Origin of the sequence: Xanthobacter sp., from assembly GCF_041911315.1 — a bacterium.
Taxonomy (GTDB): Bacteria; Pseudomonadota; Alphaproteobacteria; order Rhizobiales; family Xanthobacteraceae; genus Xanthobacter; species Xanthobacter aminoxidans.
The window spans coordinates 26,224-43,296 of the sequence record NZ_JAYRPE010000022.1; the positions used below are offsets into that span (position 1 = coordinate 26,224).

General features: G+C 67.5%; 19 protein-coding genes. 6 read left to right on the top strand and 13 right to left on the bottom strand.

Annotation, left to right across the window (positions count from 1 at the left end):
* Nucleotides 1-79: 79 nt before the first annotated feature.
* The 4 genes from ACE3QW_RS09015 to ispH are packed head-to-tail and all read right to left on the bottom strand — an operon-like array spanning nt 80 to nt 3,138.
* Entirely contained in the window at nt 80-673 is a 594-nt protein-coding gene (locus ACE3QW_RS09015; protein ID WP_374251281.1) for a Uma2 family endonuclease, read from the bottom strand.
* A gap of 42 nt (nt 674-715) precedes the next feature.
* The gene (gene rnhA, locus ACE3QW_RS09020; RefSeq protein WP_029556903.1) at nt 716-1,171 is read right to left on the bottom strand and encodes a ribonuclease HI; all 456 of its coding nucleotides are present in this window, start codon (nt 1,169-1,171) and stop codon (nt 716-718) included.
* Entirely contained in the window at nt 1,168-2,133 is a 966-nt protein-coding gene (thrB, locus tag ACE3QW_RS09025; RefSeq protein ID WP_374251282.1) for a homoserine kinase, read from the bottom strand. The genes rnhA and thrB overlap by 4 nt, the downstream gene beginning before the upstream one ends.
* Nucleotides 2,134-2,136: 3 nt before the next feature.
* Nucleotides 2,137-3,138, bottom strand: coding sequence for a 4-hydroxy-3-methylbut-2-enyl diphosphate reductase (ispH, locus tag ACE3QW_RS09030; RefSeq protein ID WP_250165127.1), 1,002 nt, complete (start codon nt 3,136-3,138; stop codon nt 2,137-2,139).
* Nucleotides 3,139-3,392: 254 nt separating this feature from the next.
* Between ispH and ACE3QW_RS09035 the strand changes: the two genes are divergently transcribed.
* Nucleotides 3,393-4,097, top strand: coding sequence for a DUF1013 domain-containing protein (locus tag ACE3QW_RS09035; RefSeq protein WP_029556901.1), 705 nt, complete (start codon nt 3,393-3,395; stop codon nt 4,095-4,097).
* Nucleotides 4,098-4,187: 90 nt separating this feature from the next.
* On the opposite strand, the gene ACE3QW_RS09040 is transcribed toward ACE3QW_RS09035, so the two are convergent.
* Complete coding sequence (locus tag ACE3QW_RS09040; protein ID WP_374251283.1) at nt 4,188-5,018, bottom strand: universal stress protein; 831 nt, start codon at nt 5,016-5,018, stop codon at nt 4,188-4,190.
* Nucleotides 5,019-5,361: 343 nt separating this feature from the next.
* On the opposite strand from ACE3QW_RS09040, the gene ACE3QW_RS09045 reads away from it, so the two are divergent.
* Both ACE3QW_RS09045 and ACE3QW_RS09050 read left to right on the top strand, forming a co-directional pair.
* Nucleotides 5,362-6,408, top strand: coding sequence for a glycosyltransferase family 2 protein (locus tag ACE3QW_RS09045; RefSeq protein ID WP_250165126.1), 1,047 nt, complete (start codon nt 5,362-5,364; stop codon nt 6,406-6,408).
* Entirely contained in the window at nt 6,405-7,250 is an 846-nt protein-coding gene (locus ACE3QW_RS09050) for a ChbG/HpnK family deacetylase (RefSeq protein WP_374251284.1), read from the top strand. The genes ACE3QW_RS09045 and ACE3QW_RS09050 overlap by 4 nt, the downstream gene beginning before the upstream one ends.
* 55 nt (nt 7,251-7,305) lie before the next feature.
* Here the strand turns inward: ACE3QW_RS09050 and ACE3QW_RS09055 are convergent, their stop codons facing one another.
* The 7 genes from ACE3QW_RS09055 to uvrC all read right to left on the bottom strand — a co-directional run bounded on the left by ACE3QW_RS09055 (nt 7,306) and on the right by uvrC (nt 13,458).
* Entirely contained in the window at nt 7,306-7,950 is a 645-nt protein-coding gene (locus tag ACE3QW_RS09055) for a CoA transferase subunit B (protein ID WP_029556897.1), read from the bottom strand.
* The gene (locus tag ACE3QW_RS09060; protein ID WP_029556896.1) at nt 7,950-8,663 is read right to left on the bottom strand and encodes a CoA transferase subunit A; all 714 of its coding nucleotides are present in this window, start codon (nt 8,661-8,663) and stop codon (nt 7,950-7,952) included. The genes ACE3QW_RS09055 and ACE3QW_RS09060 overlap by 1 nt, the downstream gene beginning before the upstream one ends.
* A 106-nt stretch (nt 8,664-8,769) precedes the next feature.
* The gene (locus ACE3QW_RS09065) at nt 8,770-9,537 is read right to left on the bottom strand and encodes a glucose 1-dehydrogenase (protein ID WP_029556895.1); all 768 of its coding nucleotides are present in this window, start codon (nt 9,535-9,537) and stop codon (nt 8,770-8,772) included.
* A 145-nt stretch (nt 9,538-9,682) separates the two neighbouring features.
* Complete coding sequence (locus ACE3QW_RS09070; protein WP_374251285.1) at nt 9,683-10,153, bottom strand: molybdenum cofactor biosynthesis protein MoaE; 471 nt, start codon at nt 10,151-10,153, stop codon at nt 9,683-9,685.
* A gap of 5 nt (nt 10,154-10,158) precedes the next feature.
* The gene (moaD, locus tag ACE3QW_RS09075) at nt 10,159-10,410 is read right to left on the bottom strand and encodes a molybdopterin converting factor subunit 1 (RefSeq protein ID WP_374251286.1); all 252 of its coding nucleotides are present in this window, start codon (nt 10,408-10,410) and stop codon (nt 10,159-10,161) included.
* Nucleotides 10,407-11,048 (bottom strand): CDP-diacylglycerol--glycerol-3-phosphate 3-phosphatidyltransferase, encoded by a 642-nt coding sequence (pgsA, locus tag ACE3QW_RS09080; protein WP_024277286.1) that lies wholly within the window; start codon nt 11,046-11,048, stop codon nt 10,407-10,409. Before pgsA ends, moaD begins: the two co-directional genes overlap by 4 nt.
* Nucleotides 11,049-11,148: 100 nt before the next feature.
* Nucleotides 11,149-13,458, bottom strand: coding sequence for an excinuclease ABC subunit UvrC (uvrC, locus tag ACE3QW_RS09085; protein WP_374251287.1), 2,310 nt, complete (start codon nt 13,456-13,458; stop codon nt 11,149-11,151).
* A gap of 280 nt (nt 13,459-13,738) precedes the next feature.
* Here uvrC and ACE3QW_RS09090 point away from each other — a divergent pair, with 280 nt between their 5' ends.
* Both ACE3QW_RS09090 and ACE3QW_RS09095 read left to right on the top strand, forming a co-directional pair.
* Entirely contained in the window at nt 13,739-14,344 is a 606-nt protein-coding gene (locus ACE3QW_RS09090; protein WP_029556890.1) for an outer membrane protein, read from the top strand.
* Between the two features lie 246 nt (nt 14,345-14,590).
* The gene (locus ACE3QW_RS09095) at nt 14,591-15,286 is read left to right on the top strand and encodes an outer membrane protein (protein WP_029556889.1); all 696 of its coding nucleotides are present in this window, start codon (nt 14,591-14,593) and stop codon (nt 15,284-15,286) included.
* 65 nt (nt 15,287-15,351) lie between these two features.
* On the opposite strand, the gene panD is transcribed toward ACE3QW_RS09095, so the two are convergent.
* A complete protein-coding gene (panD, locus tag ACE3QW_RS09100; RefSeq protein WP_374251288.1) occupies nt 15,352-15,801 on the bottom strand; it encodes an aspartate 1-decarboxylase in 450 nt (149 codons plus the stop codon).
* Nucleotides 15,802-16,020: 219 nt separating this feature from the next.
* Here panD and ACE3QW_RS09105 point away from each other — a divergent pair, with 219 nt between their 5' ends.
* Nucleotides 16,021-17,028 carry a Gfo/Idh/MocA family protein gene (locus ACE3QW_RS09105; RefSeq protein ID WP_374251289.1) on the top strand — a complete coding sequence of 336 codons (1,008 nt, stop codon included), beginning with the start codon at nt 16,021-16,023 and terminating at the stop codon, nt 17,026-17,028.
* Nucleotides 17,029-17,073 lie beyond the last annotated feature (45 nt).

Sequence of the window (17,073 nt, forward strand, 5' to 3'; positions counted from 1 at the left end):
GGTGGCCGGACCCTAATGGCCCGCGCGCGGCAAGGAAAGCCTTACACCGCCGCCGCGCCCCAGCGCGGCAAGGAAAGCCTCAGCCGTCCGCCTTCGCCTCGCCCCCGGCCGGAAAGGTGAGCCGGTCGTAAAGCTCAGCCATGGAGAGGCTCGCCTCGATGTCCGGCAGGTCGAAGCCGCCGTCGAACCCCTGGACCTCCTCAAGCTCCCAGCCTGCGGCTCCGCGCCGCCAGAGCAAAGCGTGGGGCACGTCCGGCTCCACGAGCAGGATGTAGGAGAGGCCGGGAACAGATTTGTATTCCTCGAGCTTGCGCACGAGGTCGATGCCGCGCGTTGAGGGGGAGAGGACTTCCACCACCATGCGCGGGTCGGCGAGTTGCTGTGAACGATCATCCAGCTTTCCACAGCTGACGCTGACGTCCGGCCGCCGCACATTCCCATTGGGCACAACGACGGCGAGGTCGTCGGTGGAGGCGCGGCAGGGCGAGCCCCTCAATTTCGCATGCAACGTTGCGAGGATGTTGACCAGCACGAGGTCGTGCCGCTGGCTCGCCCCCGTCATCGCGCGCACCAGAACCCCGTCCACCAGTTCGTAGCGCACGCCCTCCTCGCCGCGATAGGCGAAGAATTCGGCGATGCTCATGGGCGGGAAGGCGCGGGCTCGGTTCGACATGAGAAGCTCCCGCGCCAAGCCTAGCACGAAAGCGCCTGCCCCTCACCCGCCGAGGCGGGCCTTCAGCTTGAACGGGGCCATGCCCTCGCGGGCAAGTTCATCGGCGCGCTCGTTCTCGGCGTGGCCGGCGTGGCCCTTCACCCAGTGCCAGCGGATCTCGTGGCGCTTGAGCGCCTCGTCGAGGCGCTCCCACAAATCCTGGTTTTTCACCGGCTTCTTGTCAGCGGTGCGCCAGCCGTTGCGCTTCCAGCCGTGCATCCACTTGGTGACGCCGTTCTTCAGATATTCGCTGTCCGTGTGCAGATCGACGGTGCACGGCTCCTTCAGCGCCTCAAGGGCGGAAATGGCGCCCATCAGCTCCATGCGGTTGTTGGTGGTCAGACCCTCGCCGCCGCAGAGCGGCTTCTCGTGGGCGCCGAAGCGCAAAAGCGCGCCCCAGCCGCCGGGGCCGGGATTGCCGGAGCAGGCCCCGTCGGTGAAGATCTCCACGGACTTCATGCGGCGAGACCATAATCCTGCGCCCGCTCCACCGCCTGGTGGAAGCGCAGCTTCTTCAGATATTCCAGCGGGTCCTTGGGCCGCACCAGCGCCCCCTCCGGCACGTTCAGCCAATCCACGAGGCGCGTCAGCAGGAACCGCAGCGCCGCACCGCGCGCAAGGCGCGGCAGGGCCGCCTTTTCCGCCTCCGAGAGGGGCCGCACGGCCTCATAGCCGGCGAGCAGCGACCGGCCCTTCGTGACATTGTAGGCCCCGTCCGCCTCGAAGCACCAGGCATTCAGGCAGATGGCCACGTCGTAGGCGAGGAAGTCCGTGCAGGCGAAATAGAAGTCGATGATCCCCGAGAGCTGGTCGTCGAGGAAGAAAGCGTTGTCGGGGAAGAGATCGGCATGGATCACGCCCGAGGGCAGGTCCTGCGGCCAGTTCGCCTCCAGCGCGGCAAGCTCGGCGGCGACAGCATCGGACAGGCCCGGAGCCACCGTGTCGGCCGCGGCGCCGGCCGCCTCGAACAGCGGCCGCCAGCCGGCGACGGAGAGCGCATTGGTCCGCTTCAGCGCAAAATCAGCCCCGGCGAGATGCAGCTGGGCGAGGCCCCGCCCAAGCTCGGCGCAATGGTGAGCCGTGGGCCTGCGCACCGAAACGCCCGGCAGGAACGTCACCATTGCCGCTGGCCGCCCCGCCACTTCCGCGAGGATGGCACCGGAGCGCGCCGCCACCGGCTCGGGGCAGGACAGGCCCCGCGCGGCGAGGTGCTGCATGAGGCCGACGAAGAACGGCAAATCTTCCCGCTTCACCCGCTTCTCGTAGAGGGTGAGGATGAAGCTGCCGGTCGTCGTCTGGACCAGGAAGTTGGAGTTTTCCACCCCTTCGGCGATGCCGTGGAAGGAAGTGAGGGAGCCGATGTCGTAGCCCGAGAGGAAAGCCTCGAGCTCGGCCGGCGCCACATCCGTATAGACCGCCACGCTCTACTCCGCCGCCGCATCCGGCCGCAGCACGCGCGGCAAGGGGAAAAACACGTCCTCTTCCGTGGACGTCACGGTCTCCACGCGCACGTCGTAGCGCGCGGCGAAGGCGTCGATGATCTCCTCCACCAGCACTTCCGGGGCCGAGGCCCCTGCGGTGACGCCGAGGCTGGAAAGCCCTGAGAACACCGACCAGTCGATGTCCGACGCCCGCTGCACCAGAGCGGCGCGCGGGCAGCCCGCCCGCTCCGCAGCCTCGCGCAGACGCTGGGAATTGGAGGAATTGGGTGCACCCACCACGATCAGCGCGTCCACCTTCGGCGCGATAGCCTTCACGGCCTCCTGCCGGTTGGTGGTGGCGTAGCAGATGTCTTCCTTGTGCGGCTCGGACAGCTTGGGGAAGCGCCGGCGCAGGATGGCGACCATCTCCGCCGTGTCGTCGAGCGACAGGGTGGTCTGCGTCACATAGGCGAGGTTATCGGCATCCGGCGGCGATACCCGCTCGGCCTCCTCGGCCGTCTCGATCAGGGTGAAGGCGCCGTCCGGCAGCTGGCCGATGGTTCCGACCACCTCGGGATGGCCCTTGTGGCCGATGAGGAGGATGTGCCGGCCACGCTTGAAATGGACCTGCGCCTCGCGATGCACCTTGGTGACGAGCGGACAGGTGGCGTCGATGGCGAAGAGGTTGCGGCCGGCGGCCGCCTCGGGGACCGATTTCGGCACGCCATGGGCGGAGAAGATGACCGGCGCGGTGGTATCCGGCACCTCGTCCAGCTCCTCGACGAAGATGGCGCCCTTCCGCTTCAGGTCTTCCACCACATACTTGTTGTGCACGATCTCGTGCCGCACATAGACCGGCGCACCGTAGAGCTTGAGCGCCTGCTCCACGGCATCGATGGCGCGCACGACGCCGGCGCAGAAGCCGCGCGGCGCCGCGAGCAGGATTTTCAGCGCGGGCCTTTCGGCGGGCGCGGCACGGTCGGGCACGATCGGAGTGTCGGACATGGCGCGAATTGGCGACCTCCTTGGGCCGGTGTCAAGCTTCAGCGGCGATTTCGGGGCCGACGGCGCTGCGGGAATTGCAACTTGTGCCCGGCCCGCTTATGTTGGTGCCATCCCGGACATATGCGATGCATTCCGCGGTCCGCCCCGAAAGGTGGGGTGGCCAGGCGAAGACGCATATGCCCGACCCATTCTTTTCATGACCGGCGCGTCTCACCCCGACGGGCCCGATAGACCAACAAGCCGAAGAGGCCGTCATGTCGAACGTACCTTTGATGCCCAAGGCCACAGCCGTCTGGCTCGTGGACAATACGGCGCTCTCCTTCGAGCAGATCGGCGACTTCTGCAAGCTGCACCCGCTTGAGGTGAAGGGCATCGCCGACGGCGAGGTGGCGCAGGGAATCAAGGGGCTCGACCCCATCTCCACCGGCCAGCTCTCCCGCGACGAGATCACCCTCGCCGAGAAGGACGCCAACCGCCGCCTGCGCCTGCTGGACCCCAAGGTGCGCCTGCCCGAGCAGAAGAAGCGCCGCGGTCCGCGCTACACCCCGGTATCGCGCCGCCACGACCGGCCCAACGCCATCCTCTGGCTGCTGCGCAACCATGCCGAGCTGAAGGACGCGCAGATCATCCGCCTCGTCGGCACCACCAAGTCGACGATCCAGTCCATCCGCGACCGCACGCACTGGAACTCGCCCCAGCTTTCCCCCATGGACCCGGTGACGCTCGGCCTGTGCAGCCAGATCGATCTCGACCTGGAAGTGCAGCGCGCCGCCAAGGATCGTCCGGCCACCGCCGGCCATGAGGACCGCGGCGCCACCCTGCTGCCGGCGGACGTCACCACCGGTCACGACGAGCATGAGGACGAGCCGCCGAAGGGCCGCACGAGCCTCGACCTCGAGACCGTGTTCGCCAAGCTCGGCGGCTCGAAGAAGAACGAGGCCGAGGACGACGAGGACTGACCTCCGGTCGCCGGCCCATTGCTGCAAATGAAAATGCCCCGGCCATGGCCGGGGCATTTTTGTTTCAGGACCTTCCGGGCTTAAGCGCCCTCAGTGGGCCATCAGCACCGGCACGGTCATGGTGTTGAGGATTTCCCGGGTGACGCCGCCGACGATCATCTCGCGCAGGCGGGAATGATTGTAGCCGCCCATCACCACGAGGTCGGCGCCCTGGTCTGAAACCTCGTTGAGGATGGCCGAGGCCACGGACTCGCCCGAGCCTACCGGCAGCTTGCGCACGGTGGCGGAAAGGCCATGGCGCGACAGATGGCGCGCCACCTCGACGCCGGCGGTGTCCTCGTCGTCCGCATGGGTGACGACCCGGAAGATCTCCACCACCTTGGTCCGATGCAGCAGAGGCAGCGCCTCGGCGAGGGCACGCGCGGCCGGGCGGCTGCCGTCCCAGGCCACCACGGCCCGCTCGGCGGTGAAGGGCTTGGTCTGCACGTAGGGCACGATGAGAACGGCGCGGCCGGACTCCATCAGCACCGTCTCGGAGATCACCTCCTCCGGTCCGGGCCGGTCCGGATCGGGCTGGGCGACGACCGTGAGGTCATAAAGCCGCGCCAGCTCGGCGAAGCTGTTGGCCGCGACGCCGAGCGAGGCAGAGAGGCTGCGCACCTCGTGCGACAGCCCCGCGGCCGCGGCAGAGGCGGAGAAGCGGGCGGCGGCCTTTTCGGCGGCGGCCTGATTCTCCAGCACCTGGGCATCGATGAAGTCGGTCGGCAGGGCGCCCATGTAGAAGGGCGGAACGTCGATCTCATACGCCACCGACAGCCCCGTAAGATGGGCACCGAAGCTGGCGGCAAGGCTCGCCGCGTAGTCGCAGGCGACGTCCGTCTCGACCCCTTGGGCGAGATTGACCAGAATGTCGCGAATCATATGGGAAGGCCCCCGTTCGGCCGTTTGAACGACGCGACCTTACCCTAAACTCGCCCAAAGTCTCGGGTCTTGATGTGGAGCAATCGGCTCCGGTCTTCGGGGTCGCACGCATGCGGCGGAAAATGACCGGAACAGCCGAACACCCCCCTGAAATGACGACGCGGCCGCCCTGGGGGAAGGCGGCCGCGCCAATGGCACGATCAATTGGGGGGGATGATCGCGCTGACTTGAAAACGCCGGTTCCGCCGTTGGGTTCCATGCATTCCAAAAAAATTATGCGCAATTGTCCGCAGCCCCGGCTAGATGCGGTCTCCATCCCCGGCGCGGGATCGACGGTAGTATCATGACACCAGACTTAAGCATCGTCATACCGCTATACAACGAGGCCGCCGGCCTTCCCGGTTTCCACGATCGCGTGACGGCCATCGCCTCGGCTGAGGCGGCGCGGCGCGGGATGCGGGTGGAGATCGTCTATGTGGACGACGGCAGCCGCGACGGCTCCGCTGCCGTGGCGGCCTCCCTCCCGGCGGATCGGGCGGACGTGCAGGTGGTGGCGCTGAGCCGCAACTACGGCAAGGAAGCCGCCCTCATGGCGGGCCACGACCACGCCCGCGGCGATGCGGTGATGTTCATGGACGGCGACGGCCAGCACCCGCCCGAGATGATCCCGACCTTCATCGGCCTGTGGAAGGACGAGGGCTGGGACGTGGCTTACGCGGTGAAGGCGGATCGCTCCGACGAGGCGGCGAGCCGGCGCATCTTCGTGCGCACCTTCTACAAGCTGCTGAATTTCGGGGCCACCGCCCGCATTCCCGAGGACGCGGCCGATTTCCGCATCCTCTCGCCGCGCGCCGCGGCGGCCCTGCGGCGGATGCCTGAGCGCAACCGCTTCTTCAAGGGCCTGACGAGCTGGATCGGCTTCCGGCAGGTGGCCGTGCCCTATCGCCCGGCGCCCCGGGCCCACGGCTCCACCTCGTTCAACTTCCTGCGGCTGCTCGGCCTGTCCATGGAGGCGCTGACCTCCTTTTCGCCGGCTCCGCTCCGGCTGGCCGCCTTGTTCGGCGCCTCGCTCGCCGGCCTTGCCTTGCTCTATGGCAGTTGGATCGTGGTGGAGCGCCTCGTGTGGGGCATCCCGCTGCCCGGCTATCCCTCCATCGTCGTGGGCCTGATGGTGATCGGCGGCACGCAATTGCTGGTGATGGGGCTGATGGGCGAGTACATCGCCCGCATCCTGTCGGAGATCAAGGCGCGGCCGGTCTATTACGTGGCCGACCACGTCTTCAACCGGGCGCCCGAGGCGGAACTGAACGTGCCGGCGCACGGACAGGCGCACGGACACGCCCAGGTGATCTCCCATCCGGCGGTGCTCGCCTCGCGGGGCGACCAGTGAAGCGCGTCATCCTCTGCGCCGACGACTACGCCATCTCTCCCGGCGTATCCGAGGCCATCGCGGCGCTGATCGCCGACCGGCGCATCAACGCCACCTCGGTGATGACCGTGTTCGACGGCCTCGGCCCCGCCGCGCGGGCGCTGGACGATGCGGCGGCCGACACCGGCGCCAGCATCGGCCTGCATGTCACCCTCACCGGTGCCTTTGCGCCGCTGACCCCCGGCATGGCCGAGCCGTCAGGCACCCTCCCCGCCTTGCCGCGCCTGCTGCTCTCGGCCCTGTCGCGCCGGCTCGACGCGAAGGCAGTCGCGGCGGAGGTGGAGGCGCAGTTCGCCGCCTTCCACAACGCCTTCGGCCGCCCGCCCGACCATGTGGACGGCCACCAGCACGTCCATGTGCTGCCGGTGATCCGCACGGCGGTGATCGCCGCCACCGCCCGCCATGCCCCCCGCGCCTTCCTGCGGGATGTGACCCCGGCGCGCGGCGCCCTCAACGGCCTCGACCTCAAGGGCCGACTGATCGGCGCCTTCTCCACCGGATTCGCCCGGGATGCGGCGCGGGCGGGGCTTGCCACCAACCGGGGCTTCGGCGGCGCCTACGACTTTTCCGGCGACCATGATTTCGCGACGCTGCTCGGCCATTTCCTCGCCGGCGTGCCGGATGGTGGACTGGTGATGGTGCATCCCGGCCGGGTGGATGACCCGCTCGTCGCCCGCGATCCCCTCACCCATCAACGGGAAGTGGAATACGGCGTGCTGCGCGGGCCGCAATGGCGCGACATCATTGACGGCGCCGACGTGAGCCTCGCCTTGCCGGACCTTGCCACTCGAAAAGCCGCCTGAACGAAAAAGGCGCCCGCGAGGGGCGCCTTTCCGAACCGGCTTTTGCGCACAGCGATCAGGCGAGGCCGACCTCGAACTTCGCCTCGGTCTTGGCCTTCACCTCGTCGAGAGTCACGCCCGGCGCCAGTTCCTTCAGCACCAGCGTGCCGCCGCGCTTGGTGAACTCGAACACCGCGAGGTCGGTGATCACGAAGTCGGTCACGTGGGTGCCCGTGAGGGGCAGCGTGCAGCGCGTCACCAGCTTGGGCGCGCCGGACTTCTCCACGTGCTCCATGAGCACGATGACTTCCTTGGCGCCGGCCACGAGGTCCATGGCGCCGCCCATGCCCTTCACCATCTTGCCGGGCACCATCCAGTTGGCGATGTCGCCTTCCTCGGACACCTGCATGGAGCCGAGGATGGAGAGGTCCATGTGCCCGCCGCGGATCATGGCGAACGAATCGGCGCTCGAGAAATAGGAGGTGTCGGGCACCTCGGTCACGGTCTGCTTGCCGGCGTTGATGAGGTCCGGGTCCTCTTCGCCCTCATAGGGGAAGGGGCCGATGCCGAGCATGCCGTTCTCGCTCTGGAAGCTCACGGTCATGCCGGGCGGCAGGGCGTTGGCGACCAGGGTGGGGATGCCGATGCCCAGGTTCACGTAGAAGCCGTCGCGGATCTGCTGAGCGGCGCGGGCCGCCATCTGCTCACGGGTCCAGGCCATCACTTCACCTCTTCGCGCTTGCGGGTGGTCACCTTCTCGATGCGCTTCTCGGCGCCGACCTCGACCACGATGCGGTCCACATAGATGCCGGGGGTGTGGATGTTCTCGGGATCGAGCTCGCCGACCTCCACCAGTTCCTCCACCTCGACCACGGTGATCTTGCCGGCGGTGGCCATCATCGGATTGAAGTTCCGCGCGGTCTTCCGGTAGATCAGGTTGCCTTCCTTGTCGGCCTTCCACGCCTTGATGATGGAGAGGTCTGCGACGAGGCCGGTCTCGAGCACGTAATGCTGGCCGTTGAACTCGCGGGTCGGCTTGCCCTCGGCGATGATCGTGCCGTAGCCGGTCTTGGTGTAGAAGCCGGCGATACCGGCGCCGCCGGCGCGGATGCGCTCGGCCAGCGTGCCCTGCGGGTTGAATTCCAGCTCGAGGTCGCCGGCGAGATAGAGCTGCTCGAACAGCTTGTTCTCACCCACGTAGGACGAGATCATCTTCTTGATCTGGCCGTTGGCGAGCAGGATGCCGAGGCCGAAATCGTCCACGCCGCAATTGTTGGACACCACGGTCAGGTGCTTGGGCCCGAGGTCGCGGATGGCCGCGATCAGGTTTTCGGCGATGCCGCACAGGCCGAAGCCGCCCGCCATGATCGTCATGCCGTCGGAAACGATGCCCTCAAGGGCACTCTTCGCGTCCGGATACACCTTGTGTCGCATCACTTCCTCCTGGGCGCTCCCTGGGGCGCTGGCACCGAGATGAACTTATTGGGACATGGGGCGAAGCGGAAGCGGGTCCGCTGCGCAATCATGAGCACCTGCGGAATCAGAGCGAAGACACCAGGTGGCCGCCATCGACCGCCAGCGTCGTGCCCGTCACGTAGGCGGAGGCATCGGAACTCAGGAACAGGAGCGGCCCCTCCAGATCGGCGAGGGCGCCGAGCCGCCGGGTGGGGATGCGCCGCACCAGCGCCTGCCCCGCCTCGGTGGCGAAGAAGTCGCGGTTGAGGTCGGTCTCCACATAGCCCGGACACAGGGCGTTGGCGCGGATGGAGTGGCGCGCCCACTCCAGCGCCATGGACTTCGTGAGCTGCACCAGCGCGGCCTTGGACGCGGCATAGGCGGCCACCTGCCCGGCGACGCGCAGCCCGAGGATGGACGCGACATTGATGATGGAGCCGCCGGTCTTCGCCTTGGCCATGGCCCGTGCCGCCGCCTGGGCGACGAGGAAGGAGCCCTTGAGGTTGGTGTCGATGATGCGGCCGAAATCCTCGGCCGTCTCATCCATCAGCGGCGTGGTGCCGGTGACGCCGGCGTTGTTCACGAGGATGTCGAGCCCGCCGAAAGCCTCGACGGTTGCGGCAACCGCCGCGGCGGCGGACGCCGGATCGGTCACGTCGAGGGCGACGGCGATGGCCGTGCCGCCGGCAGCCTTGATCTCATCGGCGAGGGCGGCACAGGCCTCGGCCCGGCGCGCCGCGAGCGCGACCTTGGCGCCAGAGGCCGCCAGCCGGCCCGCAAAATACGCTCCAAGACCACCGGACGCCCCCGTCACCAACGCGGAGCGCCCGTCCAGCGAGACGCGGAAATCCATGAAATTCTTCCCGGTAGCGTTTCTCTCACCTGCGCAGGGACCGTTTGCCGGTTCTTGAAAAGCGAGCGTCCGTTTTCATAGACGCGGCCCGTGCTGCGGCGCAAGTGTCGCAGTGCAGAAGGTGTGCGAGGGAGGGCGGCGGGACCTACTCCCGCCAGCGGTCCGCAGCCGCGTCGTCGCTGGCCTTGGCCTCGACCCACACCCCGGAACGGGCGGCACCGATCGGCTCCTCCTTCTTCCAGAAGGGGGCGCTGGTCTTCAGCCAGTCCATCAGGAATTCGGCGGCGGCGAAAGCGGCGGCGCGGTGGGAGGAGGCGGTGGCGACGAACACGATGGGGTCGCCCGGCTCCAGACGCCCGTGCCGATGGACCACGATGGCGCCGGTGAGCGGCCAGCGGCGGCGGGCTTCCTCCACGTGGCGCTCGATCTCCTCTTCCGCCATGCCGGGATAATGCTCCAGCGTCAGCGCGGCGAGACCTGCGCCATCGGGGCCGGCATCGGCGCGGCAGAGGCCGGTGAAGGTCACGATGGCACCCACATCCGTCCGTCCGACGGCGAGCGCGGCGCTTTGCGCCACGGCGTCGAACGGCTCGCGCTGGATGCGGACGGCGAACATGAGCTTCAGCCCCCGGTCATGGGCGGAAAGAACGCCACTTCCCGTGCGCCGGCGATGGCGGAATCCGGCTTCACATGGCGGCGGTCGATGGCGGCGCGCACCACGGCGGGGTTGTCGAAGGCGTGGGCATGGGCCTCGTCCTGCGATGCCAGCCAGCGGGCGAGGTCGGCGACGGTCACAACCTCGGCAGGAGGGGCAACCTCCTCCTCCGCAAGGCCGACGCGCTCGCGCAGCCAGGCGAAATAGAGCACCTTCACCGCTCGTCCTCCACCAGATGGCGGGCGCCGGCGCGGAAATAATCATAGCCGGTGTAGAGCGTGAGCACGGCCGAGATCCACAGCAGCGTCAGGCCGACGAGCATCACGCCCGGCAGAACAGCCTCGCCGGCCGTGCCGGTGATGAGCACGCCCACGGCGACAAGTTGCAGGGTGGTCTTCCACTTGGCGAGGCGCGAGACCGGGACCGACACCCGAAGCTCGGCCAGGAACTCGCGCAGGCCGGAGACGAGGATCTCCCGGCACAGGATGACAATGGCCGCCCAGAGCGACCAGCCGCGGATGGTGCCGTCCGACGCCAGCATCAGGAGGCAGGTGGAGACGAGCAGCTTGTCGGCGATGGGATCGAGCATCCGCCCGATGGCCGATTGCTGGGACCAGGCGCGGGCGAGGTAGCCGTCGAAGAAGTCGGTGATTGCCGCTGCGACATAGAGGAACAGCGCCACCCAGCGCAGCCACACTCCGCCGGCCAGGATGTCCGACCAGAACAGGCTCGCGGCCACCAGCGGCACGGCCACGCAGCGCGAATAGGTGAGGATGTTCGGCAGCGACAGGGCATGCCCGCGGGAACGCCGCTCGGTCGCGGGCGGGGCATCGGATCGTGTCGCTGCGTCGGACATGGGCACCACTTCAGAAAGCACGGTCGCGATGGTGGCCATCGCGCCGGCCGTCGTTCCTATTTAGGCCGGGCGTGCGGCCGGCGAAAGCCTTGAGGGCTTTTCATGATGAAGGCCGCTCGTGGAAATAATCGTACACCGCCTTGGCCGTACCGGCATTGATGCCCGCCACCTGCTCCAGATCGGCCAGCGAGGCGCGCTCGATGGCTTTCAGCGTGCCGAAATGGCGCAGCAGGGCGCGCTTGCGGGTCGGCCCCACCCCCGGAATGGCCTGAAGCCCGGCTTCCGTAATGTCCTTCTTGCGCCGCGCCCGGTGGGAGCCGATGGCGAAGCGGTGCGCCTCGTCGCGCAACCGCTGGATATAATAGAGCACCGGATCGCGCGGCTCCATGCGGAACGGCGTGCGGCCGGGCAGGAAGAACTGCTCCCGCCCCGCCTCGCGGTCGAGGCCCTTGGCGATGCCCACGAGCGGCACGTCGGTGATGCCGAGTTCCTCCAGAACCTTCCGCGCGGCATTGAGCTGGCCGAGACCGCCGTCGATCAGCACGAGGTCGGGCCACGGCGAGGCGCCGGTGGCGTCCGGCAGGGCGTCGGGCTCGTCTTCGAGCTCGGCCTCAACCGGTGGGGCTGTGGATGGAGTGTCACCCCTCACCCCATCCCTCTCCCGCCCGAACTCGGCTCTTGCCGAGTTCGGTTCGTGAAAGCTGAAGTCGGCAACAGCCGACTTCAGGGGGAGAGTAGGCACAGGCTGCTCGGCTTCAGAGACAGTCGCATCAACCGACACCGCCGGAACTCCCTCTCCCCTTGCGGGAGAGGGCGGGGGTGAAGGGGGCGCGGCCTCGGGAACCGGCGTCACCTCCCGCGGCGCCTCCTTCAGCAGGCGCGCGAAACGGCGCGTCAGCACCTCGCGCATCATGCCGAAGTCGTCGCCGGGCACGAGATCGGCCGACTTGATGTTGAACTTGCGGTATTGCGACTTCCGGAACCCCTCCGGCCCGGCCACGATCATGCCGCCGACCGCGTTGGTGCCCATGATGTGGGAATTGTCGTAGACCTCGATGCGCTGCGGCGGCGCCTTGAGGCCGAAGGTGGCAGCGACGCCTTCCAGCAGCTTCGCCTGCGTCGCGCTTTCGGCGAGCGTGCGGGCCAGCGCCTCGCGGGCGTTCTGCAGGGCGTGGTCGACGAGGTCGCGCTTCTCCCCGCGCTGGGGCACGGCGATCTCGACCTTGTAGCCGGCCTTCTCGGACAAGGCCTCGGCCAGAAGCTCCTGCTCCTCCACCTTGTAGGACAGCAGGAGAAGGCGCGGACAGGGCTTGTCCTCGTAGAACTGGGCAAGGAAGGCGCCGAGCACCTCGGCTTCGGTAAGCGAGCGGTCGGCGCGGGGATAATAGGCGCGGTTGCCCCAATTCTGGCCGGTGCGGAAGAAGAACACCTCCACGCAGGTGGCGCCGCCCTGCTGGTGGCAGGCGAACACGTCCGCCTCCTCCACCCCGCGCGGATTGATGCCCTGCGACCCCTGCACGGCGGAGAGCGCGGCAAGACGATCCCGCAGGCGGGCGGCGCGCTCGAATTCCAGTTCCTCGGCCGCCTGCTCCATCTCCTTCGCCAGTTCCTCCTTGATGGCGCGGGAGCGGCCGGAGAGGAAGGCGCGGGCCTCGCGCACCAGCTCGGCATAGTCCTGATGGCTCACCTCGCCGGTGCAGGGGCCGGCGCAGCGCTTGATCTGGAAGAGAAGGCAGGGCCGCGTGCGATTCTCGTAATAGCTGTCGGAGCACGAGCGCAGCAGGAAGGCCCGCTCCAGCGCGTTGATGGTGCGGTCCACCGCCCAGACGCTGGCGAACGGCCCGTAATAATCCCCCGGACGGTTGCGCGCGCCGCGATGCTTGGTGATCTGCGGCGAGGCATGATCGGCGGTGATGAGGATGTAGGGGAAGGACTTGTCGTCCCTCAGCAGCACGTTGAAGCGGGGCTTCAGCTGCTTGATGAGGTTGGCTTCCAGCAGCAGCGCCTCGGGCTCGGTGCGGGTGGAGACGAACTCCATCTGCGCCGTCCCGGCGATCATGCGGGCGATGCGGTTGGTGTGGCCCACGGGGCGCGTATAGCTGAGCACGCGCTTCTTGATGCTCTTGGCCTTGCCCACATAGAGCACGGTGCCGTCCGCCGCGATCATGCGGTAGACGCCCGGCCCGTTGGGCGCGTGCTTCACCGCGCGGATGATGGCGGCGCGGCCGGTGGCCAGGCTTTCCTCGCCCGGCAGGGTCTCGTCCGCGGGCTCAAGCTCGAGAAGGACAGCCTCTTCCGTCTCTTCCGCCGTCCCCTCCCCCGCTCCCGGCGGCAAGGCTTCGCCCGGCGCGTCGCCATCGGCGCGGGCAAGGGCAATCTCGGGCGGGTCGGCAGGTCGGCGGCGGGTCATGGATGCGTATGTAATGCGCCCGGCGCCCGGAGGGAACGGCGCACCCGGCCGCCCGTTTTCACCGGGCGTCAACCATAGCGGCATTCGCTTCTTTTGCCGGGCCGCGCGCCAGCTCCGCACAAGGCCAAAAATCCACATTCAACGCAAAGTCATAGATAGTTACTACGTCATCAACCATGTGCGCGAACGACAGCAACCGCAGAGAAATAGGCAAGTTTCACCTGCGAGGGTGCGCGGAAGGCCGGATGCCAACCGGCCGCACCCTCTCGGAGGATGATCCATGCGTATCCGTCTGCTTGCTTCCGCCGCTGCGCTGGCGGGCTTCGCTCTCGCCGCGCCGGTCGAAGCGGCCGACCTCGGCTATCCCGCGCCCTACGTGCAGCCGGTGGCAGCCTTCACATGGACCGGCTTCTACCTGGGCGCCAACGCCGGCTACGGCTGGGGCTCCTCGTCCTTCAGCAGCCCCAGCGGCTTCCTCGGCGGCTTCCAGGCCGGCTACAATTTCCAGTTCGGCAGCCCCTTCGTGCTCGGCATCGAGACGGATTTCGACTTCGCGGGCATGTCGGCCGGCGCCTACAGCCTCAACAATCTCGGCACAGTGCGCGCCCGCCTCGGCTATTCGTTCGACCGCGTGCTCATCTATGGCACCGGCGGCTTCGCTTATGGGCAGGGCAGCGCGAATTTCTTCAGCCTTACCTCCTCCTCGACCCAGACCGGCTGGACGTTGGGCCTTGGTGCGGAGGTAGGATTTGACCGAAACTGGTCCGCGAAGCTTGAATACCTTTATGTAGACTTGGGGAGCGCCACGTTCCCCACTGCAGTCGGTCCGGTCACTACTGGCTTCGACGCAAATATTCTTAGAGCCGGTGTGAATTATCGATTCTGAGGAGAGACGTAACGCAACGAAAAGAAATGCGGCAAAACATGGGAACAATCCCAAATCTGCCGCGTTTACGCGCCAATGTGTCGCGGAGATTAAAGAAAGTTAGGAAAAGGCCACATCTCTGCCCGGTTTGATTTTTCGGGTGTGGCCCGATCGCTACAGACGGCACCGGTCAGGAGCTGTAAGAAAGAACCACCCGACGGCGACCTCCTCAGGGAGCAGCCGGCGAAACCACAAAGGTAGATACTCATGTTGAAGCGTGCACTTCTGGGCGCCACCGCCCTGGTTCTCCTCGCCGGCACCGCCTCTGCGGCCGACCTGGCCACCCGCTATCCGGTGAAGGCCGCCCCGATCCCCGTGCAGGTCTTCTCCTGGACCGGCTTCTACATCGGCGGCAACGTGGGCTGGGGCTGGGCTGACAACACCTACGACTACACCCCCTTCGCTTCGCCCACCTACAGCTACAGCCCCGGCACCTCCAACGGCTTCACCGGCGGTCTGCAGATCGGCTACAACTACCAGTTCGCCAACAACGTCGTGCTCGGCGTCGAGACGGACTTCAACTGGGCCGACATCAACACCAGCGGCGTGCTGTTCGGCGGCCCGCTCGGCGGCGGCGTGATCGACCAGAAGGTTGACTACTTCGGCACCATCCGCGCCCGCCTCGGCTACGCGATGGACCGCTTCCTGCCGTACATCACCGGCGGTGTGGCTTATGCCAACACCAAGTACACCGACCCCTATGGTCTGTCCGACAGCAACCTGAAGTGGGGCTGGACCGCCGGTGCCGGCGTCGAGTACGCCATCACCAACAACTGGACGATCAAGGCCGAGTACCTGTACCTCGGCTTCGACAACAGCAAGACCAACTACATCAACGGCGATCAGCTGTCCGTCGGCAGCAACATCCAGACCGCCCGCCTCGGTGTGAACTACAAGTTCTGATCCGAAGCACCCCCTTGCATTGGGCCCCCGGCATCGCCGGGGGCCTTTTGCTTTGGGCGGTCCATTCAGACATCCGTCCGCAGCGGCACCTTCTTCTCGCAGCCGCTTTCGTCGCGGACCGCGAATCGGTAGGCTCCGGCGCTGTCGCGGGTAACCTCGTAGGTGAGCCGGCCGGTGATGCGGTTCTCCCTGTCGAAGGTCAGCACCTTCGGCCGCAGCGCCACGATCTCCCCTTCCGACACATAGACCGAATTGCAGATGATGACCTCGTCGCCCGGCTGGCAGGTGCGCGCCGCCGCGCCATTGAGGATGCAGCAGCGTGATCCGCGCTCGCCGAGGATGACGTAAGTGGAGATGCGGGCGCCGGAATTGCGGTTCCAGATCTCCACGAACTCCAGCGGCAGGATGCCGGCTTCCTCGCAATGCTCGGGATCGAGCGTGATGGAGCCGTGATAATTGAGGTCGGCCCCGGTCACGGTCAGTCCGTGCAGCTTGCCGGCGACGATCTTGCGCATGCCCCTGTCCCCTCCTCCCGCAGTCTGGTCCCGGCGGGTGATAGGCCGGCCCATCGCCGGAGGGAATAGGACACGGCCATGCGCCCGCGCCGGACCGCGCGGTAACACGGGGATGCAATTCTTGAACGGGGCCAGGGGCCGGATTTGACCCACTGCCTCGCCTTCTCAACTATGATCGTGCTAGAGCGCGCAATCGTTGAACGGCAGAAGAGGGCTGAAATGGCTCATCCGGCAGCGCCCGAGCAGGAGCGCGCCTCGAACCGTCCGGTACGCATCGGCGTCACGGGCATCGGCATCATGGGATCGAATCACGCCCGCGTGCTGGCCGAACTCCCCGGCGCGGAACTGGTGGCGGTGGCGGATCCCGACCAGGCACAGGCCCAGCGGGTCGCCAATTTTCTCGGCTGCAAGGCGGTGGGCGACCACCGCGAACTCCTCGCCCTCGGCCTCGACGCCGTCGTGGTGGCAGCGCCCACCCACCTGCACCACTCCATTGCCCTCGACGTGATCGCCGCCGGCTGCTCGGTGCTGGTGGAGAAGCCCGTCGCGTCCACCACCGAGGAAGGCCGCGAGATCGTGGCCGCCGCCCACGACAAGGGCGTCACCCTCATGATCGGCCACGTGGAGCGGTTCAACCCGGCGGTGCGCGCCATCAAGGACGCCATCCGCGACGAGAACCTGCTCTCTATCGCCATCACCCGCGTCGGCCCCTTCCCGCCGCGCATGTCCAATGTGGGCGTGGTGATCGACCTCGCGGTGCACGACATCGACCTGATCCGCTGGTTCACCGGCTCGGACATCCTGGAAGTGCAGCCGCAGACCCGCGCCGCCATCGCCGAGCGCGAGGACATCGCTTTGCTCCAGTTCCGCACCGCCACCGGAGCGCTGGCGCACATCAACACCAACTGGCTGACGCCCTTCAAGGCGCGCACGGTCCACGTCGCCACCTCCAAGAAATACGTGATCGGCGATCTGCTCACCCGTCAGGTGACCGAGCATTTCGACTATCGCCCCGACGGCTCCTATTCCACCCGGCACCTGCCGGTGGCCTATGCCGAACCGCTGCGCGCGGAGCTGGAGAACTTCCTCTCCGCCGTGCGCACCGGCCGTCCGCCGGAAGTGACCGGCGAGGAGGGCGTGGCGAGCCTGGAGATCGCCATGGCGTGCCTGCCCGGTGCCGCCGCCTCGTCGCGAGGCTCCTCCACCAAGCGCCGCGCGGTGGGCTGAGCCTGCTGCTGAACGCGCGCCGCGCCGGCCCCTGGCCGGCGGGCG